Source organism: Nocardioides eburneus (assembly GCF_040838215.1).
GTDB classification, from domain to species: domain Bacteria; phylum Actinomycetota; class Actinomycetes; order Propionibacteriales; family Nocardioidaceae; genus Nocardioides; species Nocardioides eburneus.
On sequence record NZ_JBFPJR010000030.1, the window covers coordinates 16,186 to 29,747 of the forward strand.

At 72.2% G+C, this 13,562-nt stretch carries 10 protein-coding genes; 8 read left to right on the plus strand and 2 right to left on the minus strand.

Annotation, left to right across the window (positions count from 1 at the left end):
• Positions 1-18: 18 nt before the first annotated feature.
• Together AB3X52_RS15225 and AB3X52_RS15230 are read left to right on the plus strand one after the other, a co-directional pair.
• Entirely contained in the window at positions 19-465 is a 447-nt protein-coding gene (locus tag AB3X52_RS15225) for a DUF2550 domain-containing protein (protein ID WP_367994947.1), read from the plus strand.
• A 69-nt stretch (positions 466-534) separates the two neighbouring features.
• Positions 535-1,881, plus strand: a complete 1,347-nt coding sequence (locus tag AB3X52_RS15230) for an MFS transporter (RefSeq protein ID WP_367994948.1) — start codon at positions 535-537, stop codon at positions 1,879-1,881.
• Here AB3X52_RS15230 and AB3X52_RS15235 read toward each other — a convergent pair.
• The gene (locus AB3X52_RS15235) at positions 1,859-5,044 is read right to left on the minus strand and encodes a DEAD/DEAH box helicase (RefSeq protein WP_367994949.1); all 3,186 of its coding nucleotides are present in this window, start codon (positions 5,042-5,044) and stop codon (positions 1,859-1,861) included. The two genes, AB3X52_RS15230 and AB3X52_RS15235, sit on opposite strands and share 23 nt — an antisense overlap.
• Positions 5,045-5,314: 270 nt before the next feature.
• On the opposite strand from AB3X52_RS15235, the gene AB3X52_RS15240 reads away from it, so the two are divergent.
• Positions 5,315-6,298 carry a helix-turn-helix transcriptional regulator gene (locus tag AB3X52_RS15240; RefSeq protein WP_367994950.1) on the plus strand — a complete coding sequence of 328 codons (984 nt, stop codon included), beginning with the start codon at positions 5,315-5,317 and terminating at the stop codon, positions 6,296-6,298.
• A gap of 34 nt (positions 6,299-6,332) precedes the next feature.
• Here the strand turns inward: AB3X52_RS15240 and AB3X52_RS15245 are convergent, their stop codons facing one another.
• Positions 6,333-6,923 (minus strand): cob(I)yrinic acid a,c-diamide adenosyltransferase, encoded by a 591-nt coding sequence (locus AB3X52_RS15245; RefSeq protein WP_367994951.1) that lies wholly within the window; start codon positions 6,921-6,923, stop codon positions 6,333-6,335.
• Positions 6,924-6,963: 40 nt separating this feature from the next.
• Between AB3X52_RS15245 and AB3X52_RS15250 the strand changes: the two genes are divergently transcribed.
• The 5 genes from AB3X52_RS15250 (at position 6,964) to AB3X52_RS15270 (ending at position 13,424) form a co-directional block, all read left to right on the plus strand.
• The gene (locus tag AB3X52_RS15250) at positions 6,964-8,541 is read left to right on the plus strand and encodes an FUSC family protein (protein ID WP_367994952.1); all 1,578 of its coding nucleotides are present in this window, start codon (positions 6,964-6,966) and stop codon (positions 8,539-8,541) included.
• Between the two features lie 67 nt (positions 8,542-8,608).
• A complete protein-coding gene (locus AB3X52_RS15255) occupies positions 8,609-8,917 on the plus strand; it encodes an STAS domain-containing protein (protein WP_367994953.1) in 309 nt (102 codons plus the stop codon).
• 109 nt (positions 8,918-9,026) lie between these two features.
• The gene (locus tag AB3X52_RS15260) at positions 9,027-11,105 is read left to right on the plus strand and encodes a protein meaA (protein WP_367994954.1); all 2,079 of its coding nucleotides are present in this window, start codon (positions 9,027-9,029) and stop codon (positions 11,103-11,105) included.
• Between the two features lie 39 nt (positions 11,106-11,144).
• Positions 11,145-11,378 (plus strand): aromatic-ring hydroxylase C-terminal domain-containing protein, encoded by a 234-nt coding sequence (locus tag AB3X52_RS15265; RefSeq protein WP_367994955.1) that lies wholly within the window; start codon positions 11,145-11,147, stop codon positions 11,376-11,378.
• A 192-nt stretch (positions 11,379-11,570) separates the two neighbouring features.
• On the plus strand, positions 11,571-13,424 hold the full coding sequence (locus tag AB3X52_RS15270; protein WP_367994956.1) for a subtype B tannase: 1,854 nt from the start codon (positions 11,571-11,573) through the stop codon (positions 13,422-13,424).
• Positions 13,425-13,562: the final 138 nt, after the last annotated feature.

Below are 13,562 nucleotides of genomic sequence, written 5' to 3' on the forward strand. Positions count from 1 at the left end.
GCTTCGAGGCGGACCTGGATGGCGTGGTGGGAGTGGCCTCTTGAAGCGGCTGGTGTCCTGCTCGCGCTCGTCCTCGTCTACGGCGTCGCACTCATGGTGCGGCGCCGGTTCCTCAGCCGCAACGGCGGCACCTTCGAGCTAAGCCACCGCGTCCGGGGCGGTCGCCCCGGACGCGGATGGCTGCTCGGGCTCGGACGCTACTCCGGATCCTCGCTGGAGTGGTTCCGGATCTTCTCGCTCTCGCCGCGGCCCAAGAGGACCTGGGTTCGCGCGGAGCTCACCTACGTCTCCAGCCGTTCGCCGGCGGGGATGGAGCAGATGTCGCTCTATCCCGACCACGTCGTGGTCGTCTGCCGTTCGGGCTCCCGAGACGTCGAGCTGGCCATGTCGCCGGACTCGCTGATCGGCTTCCAGGCCTGGCTGGAGTCCCGGAACCCCGGCACCGACTGGACCACTGGTCGTTGAGGGCCTCCCCGCGGGGCTCGGCCTGTCGGCTCTGACCGGGAGCGACGCGGCATCTGGTGGGATGGAGGGGTGACGACCCGCTCCGCCGTACGCCCGCTCTCCGCGCAGACCGGTGTGACGCTCACGTTCACGGTGAGCGGCGTCCTCTTCGCCAGTTTCGTGTCCCGGCTCGCCGACGTACGCGCGTCCCTCCATCTCACCAACGGCCATCTGGGGCTCCTGCTCCTGTCGAGCTCGGTCGGCTCGGTGGCGGCACTCCCGGCGGCGGGCCGGGTCGTCGAACGGTGGGGTGCGGCAGGGGCCGTGCGCGCGGGCGCGGTCCTCGGGACCGTGGCGCTTGTCCTCGCGGGTTTCGGCGCCACGGTGGTCGACCAGCCCTGGCTCGCTGCGGTCGGCCTCTTCGGCTACGGCATCGGGTTCAGCCTGTGGGACGTGGCCATGAACGTCGAGGCGGCCGAGGTCGAGCGCCGCGTCGGCCGCACGATCATGCCGCGCTTCCACGCGATGTGGAGTGTGGGCGGTATCGCGGGAAGCGTCGTCGGCATCCCGATGGCGGCCGCGTCCGTCCCCGTGATCGTCCATCTGCTCGTCGTCGCCGCGGTCGTCCTCGCGTTCGCACTGCGTGGAACCACCACCTTCCTGCCGTACGCCGGCCCGGACGCGCCGACCTCAGCCGCGTCCGCCCGCTCGGCGTGGACGGAGCCGCGCACGCTGGCGATCGGGCTGCTGGTGCTCACCTTCGGCGCGGTCGAGGGGAGCGCCAACGACTGGCTCACCCTGGCGGTCATCGACGGCTATGACGCCCCGCACTGGGTCGGAGTGGCCGGCTACTCCGTCTTCGTCGTCTGCATGACGCTGGGGCGCTGGGTCGGGTCGCGGGCGCTCGACAGGTACGGCCGGGTTCGGATGCTCTGGGTCTGCGCGGTAGCCGCGGTGGTCGGGATCCTCGTCACGGTGTACGCCGGCCACCTCGCTCCGGCGCTCGCGGGCATCGCGATCTGGGGCCTCGGCGCGGCGTTGGGCTTCCCGGTCGGCATGAGCGCGGCGGCCGACGACCCGGTCCGCGCACCGGCACGCGTCGCGGTTGTGTCGACCGTCGGCTATACGGCGTTCCTGTGCGGCCCGCCGCTGCTCGGCTGGCTGGGCGACCACGTCGGGACGCTGGACTCGCTGCTCGTCATCGCCGTCCTGATGGTGCCGGCCTCGGTCGCCGCCCTGGCGGCTCGGCCGCTGGCCATGCGGCCCACGAGCACGGCCGCCGGGACGCACGCGGGCGGGCAGGCGGAAGGGCGGCCGGAAGGGCGGCCGGAAGGGCGGACAGGCAGGCGGGCGGACGGGCGGGCGGATGGGTATGGCGGGGGAGGCCTCGGCGACCGTCCCGACATCTCGGACGTCAGTCGTCGAAGAGACGCCTGATGTCCTCGGCCTCGATGCCGACGGCGGTTGCGCCCTCGCCGTCGACGACCCGTGCGAAGAGCTCGGCCTTGCGGCCCTTGAGCTCCATCACCTTCTCCTCGATGGTGTCGGCCGAGACCAGGCGGTAGACCATCACGTGGCGGCTCTGGCCGATGCGATGTGCGCGGTCGACGGCCTGCGCCTCCGCGGCCGGGTTCCACCACGGGTCGAGCACGTAGACGTAGTCGGCCTCGGTCAGCGTGAGGCCGACGCCGCCGGCCTTCAGCGAGATCAGGAAGACCGGCGCCTCGCCGGCGCGGAACCGCTCGATGACGGCGCTGCGATCAGTGGTGGAGCCGTCGAGGTAGGCCGTCGCGACGCCGGCCTCGCCGAGTCGCTCGCGCACCCGTCGCAGGAAGGAGGTGAACTGGCTGAACACCAGCGCCTTGTGGCCCTCCTGGGTGATCTCGGCGAGCTGGTCGACGAGCAGGTCCACCTTCGCCGAGCCGATGGCCTGGTGGTCGGGGTCGTCACCGACGAGCGCCGGGTCGAGGGCGAGCTGGCGCAGGCGGGTGAGCGCGCTCAGGATGGCCACCCGGTTGCCGTCGAAGCCGCCCGGCTCGTCGAGCAGGTGGAGGATCCGCTGGCGCTCCTTCGCGAGATGAGCGTCGTAGACCTTCCGGTGGCGCGGCGAGAGCTCGACCGCCACGACCTGCTCCTGCTTCGGCGGGAGGTCGGCGGCCACGAGCTCCTTGGTGCGTCGGAGCAGGAAGGGGCGCACGCGCTTGCGGAACCGTCGCAGCGCCGCGTCGTCCCCGAGCTTCTCCACGGGGGTGACGACCTGGTCGCGGAAGGCACGGGGGAACGGGTAGAGCCCCGGCGCCGCGATCGAGAGCAGCGCCCAGAGCTCCATCAGCCGGTTCTCGAACGGGGTGCCGGTCACGGCCAATCGGAACGGCGCCTCGATCCGGCGGGCCGCCGAATAGGTCTTGCTCTGGTGGTTCTTCACCTGCTGCGCCTCGTCGAGGACGAGCCCCGCCCACGGCAGCGCGGCGAACTGGTCCTGCTCGAGCCGCAGCATGGCGTAGGTCGTCAGCACGAGATCCGCGTCGGAGGCTAACGAGGCGACCTGCTCGGAGCGGCGCGTGACCGTGGCGACCCGCAGGCCCGGGGTGTGACGACGGGCCTCACCCTCCCAGGAGGAGAGCACGCTGGTCGGCGCGACCACCAGGAACGGCCGCGCCTCGCCATCGGCGACCGCGTGCGCGACCAGCGCCAGCACCTGCAGCGTCTTGCCGAGGCCCATGTCGTCGGCCAGGATCCCGCCGAGGCCATGCTGATGGAGGAAGGCGAGCCACCAGAACCCGTCGAGCTGATAGGTCCGCAGCTGGGTCGCGACGCCGGTCGGCTCCGGTCGCGGCAGGTCGATGAGGTCGCGGAGCGCCTGGGCGCGAGCGACCCACTCCGCCGCCTGGCTGTCGACGACACCGAGCTCAGCGAGCTCGGCCCACACGCCGAGGTCCTGCTTGCCGACGCTGAGGCGGGAGCCGTCGCGCTCATGGAGCTGCGCCGCTGCCTCGACGACGTCGCGCAGCTTCGCGAACTCCGGTCGGTCCAAGGCGACGTAGAGCCCGCTCGGCAGGACCAGGAAGTCGGCGCCCCGGGTCAGCGCCGCAAGGACGTCGGGAAGGGGGATCGGCTCGCCGTCCACCCGGATCACGACCTCGAGGTCGAGCCAGTCGGTGCCGACCGATGACCCAGCCTCCGGCTCGGCGAGGTCGAACGCGATCTCGGGCCCGTCCACGGACTCGCGGAAGTCGGGCCGCTCCCGCTCGGTCACGACCACCTCGGAGAGCTCCCGCAGGGCGGGGAGGTCGTGGATCGCGAGGACGAGCGCGTCGCCGTCGGTCGCCTCCGTGCGAGAGAGGACGTCGGGCGGAACGGTCGCGGAGATCTGCGACTCCGCTTCCGGGTCGCGCAGCAGCCCCAGGTCGTCGGTCGACTCGAGCGGGTAGCGCCGCTCGCCGTAGGCCCATTCCCACACCAGCGCCGCCTGAGTCGCGGTCAGCCAGGTGACCGTGAGCTGGAGCGTCGGCGGTGGCGTCTCTGGGACCGTCACCGAGTCGTCGGGGGAGGCGACCGGCACCAGCCGGGCGAGCGGCCCGAGCAGCGAGTGGAGCCGCGCCGTGTCGGCCTCGGGCACGTTGAGGGGCGCCTCCGCGGTGACGAGCGCCAGGGCCTGCTCGGTGAGCCGGTGGGAGAGCCGGGCCAGCCGGAGCGTGCCCGCATCGGCGAAGGCGACGCTGTGGGCGGGCCGCCCGAGGGGCAGCACGGTGGGGCCGGCGAGCAGGCGGTCGGCGTACGCGAGGCCGAAGCGGAGCTCCGTGCGACCCTCCGCACGTCGGACCTGCGCCGAGAGCGCGACCGGCTGGTCGAGCACCTCGACGGCGTGGACACCGGGGCCGGGCAGCAGGGTCACCCCACCGGCGGCCGCCTGACCGATGAGCTCGACGGCGTGGGCGCCGAAGTCGTCGAGCGGGACCGCGGAGCCGGCGTACCAGTAGAGCTGCTCCTGCTTCATCGCCCGGGCGAGCTCCTGCATCGGGTGGAGCTGGGCGCGGGGGAAGTCCGTGCCGGGGATCGCCTTGGTGAGGTCGGGCCAGTCCGCGCCGGTCTTGACCCAGCGGCCGCGAGCCCCGAGTCGGAGCGGACGGATCCGCACGCTGGGCGGCTGATGTCGGGCGTACGACGACCGGCCGCTCTCGAGCGCCACCTCGAGCGCCAGCGGGGTGGCGTCGGTGTCCGGCTTGGCCTCCTCGGCGAGCTGGCCGAGCAGGCCCCGGAGCTGCTCCTCCCAGGCCGGGCCGGCGTCGGGCGCGTCGAAGGGGTGCGCCAGGGTGAGGGCCAGCGCGGCGCCGTGCTTGCAGTCGCGCCGCACGGGGCAGCTGCAGGAGGTCATCAGCCACACGCCGCCCTCGTCGGTGTCGGCGGTGAGCTGCACGCGGTAGGGGACCGGGCGACCGCCCGCGACGTTGGCCGAGGCCGTCACGAACGTCTCGCCCATGCCGGTGATCCGGGGGCTGGAGACGCGGCCGTCCGCGGCGTACTCCCGGCCGCGGTGGAGCGTGAGCGGGTCGAAGGACTCGCGCAGCACCGCGTCGGTGAGCTCGTCGAGGATGGCCATGCCTGGATTCTCCCAGCCGCGTCCGACATCTTCGACTCGTCGGCGCCCCGACTGTGGACAACCGGTCGGGCGGCGCCCACAGCCACGAAAGACGAGGCACCGCTCCGGTTCGAGCGGGGGGATTCGAACCGGAGCGGTGCAACAGGCGACCAGTGTGCCGCAAAGACGCCGCAGGTTACGTATGCGACGATGGCGGAAATACGCAATGTCGCATCTGTGCCACGCAGCCTCGCGCTCCGCCGTGGCGCGCGCCGTTGGAGGAACGACAGGATGCTGAAGGTGCTCGGACTTCACGACGACGAGGAGCTGGCCTACCGTCACCTCGTCGGCGCACCGTCCGGCAGCGCCACCGAGCTCGCCGAGGCGGTCGGGCTGGACGCGCTGGACGCGGCGCGGGTCCTCGCCGCGTTGGAGAGCAAGGGACTCGTCGCGAGGGCCTCCTCCGACCAGGAGAGATTCGTCGCCTCGCCGCCGGCGGTGGCCCTGGGCGCGATGCTCGTCCAGCGTCAGGAGGAGCTGCGCCGGGCCCAGGTCGAGATGGCCGAGCTGGCCGGGCTCTATCGCGGGGCCGTTGCGCGGCGGGACGTCGCCGACGTGGTCGACGTCGTGCACGGCCCGGACGCGATCGCGCAACGGTTCGCGCAGCTGCAGTACTCCGCCCGCACCTGCGTCGAGACGCTCGTCCGCCGCGACGCCGCCGTCGTGACCCGGGAGGAGAACGACGAGGCGGAGCAGGCCGCTCTCGCGCGCGGGGTGAGGTTCCGGGTCGTTCTGGAGCGGCCGGCCTTCGAGCAGCCGGGCTTCTATGCCGCCGCCGAGCAGGCGCTGGACGCCGGGGTCGAGCTCCGCGTCGTCCCTGTCGTCCCCCTGCGCGTCATCGTCGTCGACCGCGGGCTCGCGCTCGTCCCGATGACACCGCGCGACGACCACGAGCCGGTCCGGGACGCACTGCTGGTCCATCCCAGCGGCCTGCTCGACGCCCTGCTCGCGCTCTTCGACTTCGTCTGGGGAAGCGCCTCGCGGATCGTCCCGGGCCCGGACGGTGTCGTCGAGGCCGCCGGCGACCGTCTCGACGACCTCGACACCAAGGTCCTCGGTCTCCTGCTGGCCGGGCTCACCGACGCCGCGATCGGAGGCCAGCTCGGCCTGTCGCTGCGCACCGTCCAGCGCCGGGTCCGCCAGATGATGGACCGCGCGCAGGTCGACACCCGGCTGCAGCTGGGCTACGAGGCCGGTCGCCGCGGCTGGCTCTGACACGGGTCAACTGACCCGCGAGGCTGACGCGCCGTCAGGCCTCGCGTTCGCCGCCGGGGACCCAGAGGACGTCGCCATGCTCACGATTGGCGTGGCGAGCGAGGATGAAGAGCAGGTCCGAGAGCCGGTTGAGGTAGGTCAGGGCGAGCGGGTTCATGGTCTCGCCGTGCACGGCGTACGCCGCCCATGCGGCCCGCTCGGCCCGTCTCACCACCGTCCGTGCGACGTGCAGATGGGCGGCCGCCACCGTCCCGCCCGACAGGATGAACGAGCGCAGCTTCTCGAGCGGCTCGTTGTAGTGGTCGCACCACTGCTCGAGGCGGTCGACGTAGGACTGCTCGACGCGCAGCGGGGGATAGGCCGGGTCCGGCACGACCGGCGTGGACAGGTCGGCGCCGACGTCGAAGAGGTCGTTCTGGACGACGGTCAGCACGGCGACGACGTCGTCGTCGATCCCGCCGTCGGCCGCGGCGTGGGCGAGCGCCACGCCGATGGCGGCGCCGGCCTCGTCGGTCGTCGCGTAGGCCTCGAGCCGCGGATCCGTCTTGGCGGTGACGCTCATGTCGCCGAGCCGGGTCTCGCCGGCGTCGCCGGTGCGGGTGTAGATGCGCGTCAGGTTGACCATGCCGAGAGCGTACTGAGCGTCGACCTGCGACGATCTGGTCATGTCCGTCCGCGTGTCCGCGTCCCGGGCGAGCCGGTGCCCGCCGGCGGCCGCATGGCGCCCGGCGGCCGTCACGCTCGGTGCCGTCCTGCTGACCTGGTACGCCGCCTGGCGGCTCTCGCTTGCGCTCGGGCTGCACCTCGACGTGGTCGTGCTCGCGAGCGTCCTTGCGCTCACCCTCGCGCGGATGGCAAGCCGCGAACGTGCACGCGGGTGGGGACTGGTCGCCCGCGGCGTCGCCGTGCCGGTGGTCGCGCTGGCCGCGAGCGAGGTGGGTCGCCTCCTCGTCACCCACGCGGTGGTCGGGGGAGCGGTCTTCGCCGTGGTGCTCGCCCTCGCGGTGTGGGTGCGCCGGTTCGGGTCCATGGCGACCTCGCTCGGCGTCCTCGCCAGCCTGCCCTTCATCACCCTGCTCGTCGTCCCGGTGCCGGTCGGGGGAGCGACCGCGCGGACGGCCTGGCCGGCGGTGTTCGCGCTGCTGGCGTTCGGGGTCGTGACGCTCGTGCAGACCGTCGCGGAGCGGACCGGCTTCGTCCCTGCGGCGGCGCCGAGGACCAAGCGGCGTGAGAACGGGACGCTCCCGGCCAGCACCCGGATGGCGCTCCAGTTGCTGGCCGGGCTGGCGGCGTCGTACGCCCTCGGACGCTGGCTCTTCCCCGACCACTGGTCGTGGGCCCTGCTCAGCTGCTACGTCGTCACCAGCGGGAACCGGGGCCGTGGCGACGTGTTCCACAAGGGCGTCCTGCGTCTCGTCGGTGCGCTCGCGGGCACGGCCTCGGCGACCCTGCTCGCGGGTGCCCTCCAGGCCGGCGACCGGGTGGCGGTCGTGCTGCTCTTCGTGGTGCTGGGCGTGGCGCAGTGGCTGCGCCAGGCCAGCTATGCCTACTGGGCGGCCGGTGCGACGGCGATGCTGGCGCTGCTCCACGCCTTCTTCGGGGTCGGCGGTGTCGGTCAGCTGACCGAACGGCTGCTCGGCGTGACCCTCGGTGCGGTGGTCGCCGTCGTCGCCGCGTGGTTCGTGCTGCCGGTGCGCAGCAGTGCCGTCTTCCGGCGGCGGTGGGTGGACGCCCTGGCGGCGCTCAGCGACCTGCTGTCGGCGTGGCGGGAGCGGCCTGCGGAGGCGGCCACCGCGCGGGCCGCGTTCGACGAGGCCCTCGTCCGGCTCGAGGAGCTCGCGCCCGCGTTCCGCCTCCACCGGCGCACGCTCCACCAGCTGCTTGCCCCCGCCGGCGAGGCCCACCCGGCCGACCTCGTCGCGCTGCTGCACCAGGTGGGCACCGTCCTCGACGCGCTCACGCCGGACCTGCTCGCCGGCCACCGAGACACCGTGGTCGCGTGGGCGCGCCAGGTCGGCGGCGTACGACGGCGGATGCGCGCCGAGGAGACCGAGCCGCTCCTCGTGCCGGCCGGCGACCTGACGGCCCTTGTCGACGTGTCGGCCGCCCTGGCGGCCCTCGACCGGGCGTTCACCCTCAGCACCTGGAGGCGGCTCGGCGGCGCCCCACCGGCCCGGAATGTGACAGCAGTGAAAACTGAGGCTGGTGTGGCGCAACCTTCTGAGGGTCCCCGCGCGTCATAGTGGGTGATATCCGTCGTCTTCACGGGTACAGGACCGACGACCTCTTCTCGGGGAACGGGGGCTTGGCATGGACATCTGGACCGATGGACCCGCGCTGGTGCTGGCTGGCGACTTCGACGTGCGCAGCACGTGGGAGGTCCGGGCCGCGATCTATGACCATCTGGAGCAGCACCACGACGAGGATGTCGTCGTCGACCTCACCGACGTGTCGGCGGTGGACGTCACGGCGCTGAAGGTGCTGGCGGTGGCGACCCGCCGTGCGTTCGCCGAGGGACAGCGCCTGACGCTGCGCGGATGCTGTCCCGCCGTACGCCGGATGCTGCACCTCTCCCGCCTCTACGCCGTGCTCGACGTGGAGCATCCCGCCAGCGCCTGACCCCTCGTGCGCCGTCGCGGCGAGCGGCACGGGCGCAGAGCGCCGCGAGTGGGATATTCCACAGCACGACCCGGTTACCAATTGGTAACCGACGTCCTACGCTCGCCCTATGACGGAAGCCACAGCGCACTCTGAGTCGTCGGACCGGTCCCCGGCGCAGCCCCGACCGGCGAAGGACCGTCCCTGGGTCATGCGGACCTACGCCGGGCACTCGACGGCCGAGGCGTCCAACGCGCTCTATCGCACCAACCTCGCGAAGGGGCAGACCGGCCTCTCGGTGGCCTTCGACCTGCCCACGCAGACCGGCTACGACCCCGACAGCCCGCTCGCCAAGGGCGAGGTCGGAAAGGTCGGCGTCCCGGTGCCGCACCTGGGCGAGATGCGCACGCTCTTCAAGGACATCCCGCTCACCGGGATGAACACCTCGATGACGATCAACGCCACCGCGATGTGGCTGCTGGCGATGTACCAGGTGGTCGCCGAGGAGCAGAACCCGGACCTGTCGCCCGAGGAGGTCGCCGCCCAGCTGGCCGGCACCACCCAGAACGACATCATCAAGGAGTACCTCTCCCGCGGGACCTACGTCTTCCCGCCCGAGCACTCGCTGCGGCTGATCGGCGACATGATCGCCTACACCGTCCACCAGATCCCCAAGTGGAACCCGATCAACATCTGCAGCTATCACCTCCAGGAGGCCGGCGCGACGCCGGTGCAGGAGATCGCCTACGCCATGTGTACGGCGATCGCCGTGCTCGACCAGGTGAAGGCGTCGGGCCAGGTGACGGAGGAGGACTTCGGCAAGGTCGTCGGCCGGATCTCCTTCTTCGTCAACGCCGGGGTGCGGTTCGTCGAGGAGATGTGCAAGATGCGCGCCTTCGTCGAGCTCTGGGACGAGCTCACCCGCGAGCGCTACGGCGTGACCGACGAGAAGATGCGCCGCTTCCGCTACGGCGTGCAGGTCAACAGCCTCGGTCTGACCGAGGCGCAGCCGGAGAACAACGTCCAGCGCATCGTGCTCGAGATGCTGGCGGTCACACTCTCGAAGAAGGCCCGGGCGCGCGCCGTCCAGCTCCCGGCGTGGAACGAGGCCCTGGGCCTGCCGCGCCCGTGGGACCAGCAGTGGTCGCTGCGTCTCCAGCAGGTGCTCGCCTTCGAGTCCGACCTGCTCGAGTACGACGACCTCTTCGACGGTTCGACCGTCGTCGAGGCCAAGGTGCGCGAGCTGGTCGAAGGCGCCAAGGCCGAGATCGACCGGGTCCAGGCGATGGGAGGCGCGATCGCCGCCGTCGACGCCGGCTATATGAAGCAGGAGCTCGTCGCCTCCCACGCCCGCCGCCGGGCCGCCATCGAGGCGGGCGAGGAGGTCATCGTCGGCGTCAACAGGTTCGAGACCACCGAGCAGTCCCCGCTCACCGCCAACCTCGACGAGGCGATCATGGCGGCGGACCCGAGGGCGGAGGAGGCCGCCCTGGAGTCGGTGCGGGCCTGGAAGGCCCAGCGCGACGAGAAGGAGGTCGCCGAGGCGCTCGCGGCGCTGGCGGCCGCGGCGAAGACCGACGAGAACCTCATGCGGGCCACCCTCGCTGCGGCCCGCGCGGGTGCGACGACGGGGGAGTGGGCGCAGACCCTGCGCGAGGTCTTCGGCGAGTTCCGTGCACCGACCGGCGTCGCCGGCGCGGTCGGGGTCGCCGAGGCCGGCGCGGAGCTGACTGCCGTGCGGGAGCGGGTGCGGCAGACCGGCGCCGAGCTCGCCGGCCATGACGGCGGGCGGCTCCGGCTGCTCGTCGGCAAGCCCGGGCTCGACGGCCACTCCAACGGCGCCGAGCAGGTCGCCGTCCGAGCGCGCGACGCCGGCTTCGAGGTGATCTACCAGGGCATCCGGCTCACTCCGGAGCAGATCGTGGCGGCGGCCGTCGCCGAGGACGTCCACTGCGTCGGTCTGTCCATCCTCTCCGGCTCCCACATGGAGCTCGTGCCGGCCGTGCTGGACGGCATGCGTGAGGCCGGCCTGATCGGGGCTGGCGACGGCGACGTCCCGGTGATCGTGGGCGGGATCATCCCCGACTCCGACGGGAGGCGCCTGCGCGAGCTGGGGGTGGCCGCGGTCTACACGCCGAAGGACTTCGGGCTCACCCAGATCATGGGTGACATCGTCGAGGTCATCCGCAGGGCCAACGGCCTCGACTGAACGCTAGAGCACACCCGCAAGCCGCCCCTTGCGACAGTAGTGGTCCCCTACCTTCCTCGCGCGGAAGCCGTTGCGGCCGTAGCTGTCGCGCAGCGCCTCCGTCTCGGCAGGGCTGAGGAGACGCGGTGTGCCGGCCATCCGGGCATGGACCACGGCGCCGAGCCGGTGCTCGTACGGCCCGATCTGCATATCGCGTGGCGCGATGCCGCCCTTCCGGAGCAGCTCGGGGAGCTCGTCGACGTCGTCACCGGTCACGGCCGCGCCGGCCGCTGATCCCGGCCGGGGCTGCGGCTGTTGGCCGCCGCCCCGGCCGGGGCGAGACCGCGGGCCCGGCCGAAGGCGTCGGTCTGCAATCTTGCGCGACGGATTGCTAGGCAGATTGTTCACAATTCTGTAACGTGCGTCACGCCGCCACGAGCGGATGTGCCGGTCGAGCGGTTCCGCATCCGATGAGGGGAGACCCCAATGCAGTGGTTCTCTGCGCCGTCACGGCGCGCGCGTTCACACCTCACGAACGTCCCGACAGGACGTCGCCACGCCCGCGGCCTCGGGGCTGCGGCCGTCGCCGGATCCCTGGCCGCCGCCGCCGTCGCGATGGCGCTCTTGCCCGCGGCCGCCGGCCACGCGAGCCCCGGGCACCAGAAGGCGACGCACGGCAAGGCCGCCCACCACGGCAAGGCCGCCCACCACGGCAAGGCGAGCGGCGGCACGGCGGCCGACCGGGCGCTGGCGTTCGACCCGAGCGACTACACCACCATCACGGTGACCGTGGACGGTCAGCCGATGACGGTGCGCTGGTACCAGGAGGTCTGCTACGTCGCCGAGCCGGTCGCGGCGGCGGCAGAGCAGAGCGGCGCGACGGGCACGACGACCATCACCAACACCGCCTGCGGCTACCAGAGCATGAACCTCTTCGTGCCCGAGAGCGCCGTCCACGACCAGCGTGCGCCGATCTACTTCGCTGTCAACAACTCCGGGTGGATGGCCAGCTACATCCGGGCCAGCGTGGCCGACGGGCAGTCGTTCGACTCCTCGACGAGCAACGTCGGCGCCGCGCTCAAGGCCGGCTACGTGTACGCCGACATCGCCAGCCGCAGCCGCGGGATGGTGAGCGCCGACGGGTCCTACCCCGGCAAGGCGCCGGCGCCGGTGGTCGACGCCAAGGCGGCGGTCCGGTACCTGCGGCTCAACGACAAGGTGATGCCCGGCAGCGCCGAGCGGATCGTGGTCAACGGCACCAGCGGCGGCGGCGCGCTCGGCTCGATCCTCGGGGCCTCCGGCAACAGCCCGCAGTACTACCCCTATCTGGCCGCGATCGGCGCCGCCGGCATCGGCCGCAACGGCCGCACGAGCACGCTGCGCGATGACGTCTTCGCGGTCAACGCCTACTGCCCGATCACCGACCTGGGCCACGCCGACGTCTTGTACGAGTGGCTCTACAACGCCCTGAACACCCGGGACGACGTCGACCAGAACGCCGAGCCCGACGAGGCGGCCGCGATCGCCGCGCAGTTCCCGGCGTACGAGAAGAGCCTCGGACTGCGCAACCGCGACGGCTCCCGGCTCACCGCCGCGAACATGATCGAGACGGTGAAGCGGGAGGTGATCCGCTCGGCGGAGACCTACCTGGCCGCCGACCCGGCCAACACCATCCCGCCGCTGGGCGACACCTTCGAGATCCAGAGCGGCGGCGCGCCGGGCACCACGCCGACCACGACGTCGTACGTCAACGACTGGATCGACGTCGACAACGACACCGACACGGTGCGCTCGGTGGACATGAAGAAGTATCTGGACTTCGTCGCCACGCAGCAGGCGCTGAAGGGGACGCCGGCCTTCGACGCGCTCGGCGTCAACGGGGTGACCAGTGGCTTCCCGGAGACCAACCTGTTCGGGCCCGCGAACCAGGTCTACCTGAACTTCACCGAGTACAGCTGGGACCACAACGACGTCGCCGGCGACGGCACCGGTCTCGACGACACCGGCCTGACCTGGGCGCAGTACGTCCGCCGGGGGAGCACGATCGTCGACGACCAGGTGCACCTGATCGACCCGATGGACTTCATCGGGACCAGCGCCGACACCTCGCCGTACTGGTACGTCCGGGCCGGGACGCGTGACCGGGACACCTCGTTCATCGTCTCGATCAACCTCGACCGGGCCCTGGAGGCCGACCGGCAGGTCAAGGACGTCGACTACCGGCTGGCGTGGAACCAGCCGCACGCCGGCAACTACGACGTGCCCGAGGCGATGGCCTGGATCAAGAAGGTCGTCGCCGCGGCCGGCGACCCGCTCGGCCGGCACGGCCAGAGGCACTGACCGCGATCCTGCCCGTCGGCATGACCCGTCCGGGCCATGCCGGCAGGCAGGTCGTCACATCCGGGTGGGACGGAGGACCTCTCGGCTACGGCTGGGGCCCGGAACGTGGCTGGCCTCCTGCGCGCAAGCTCGACGTGA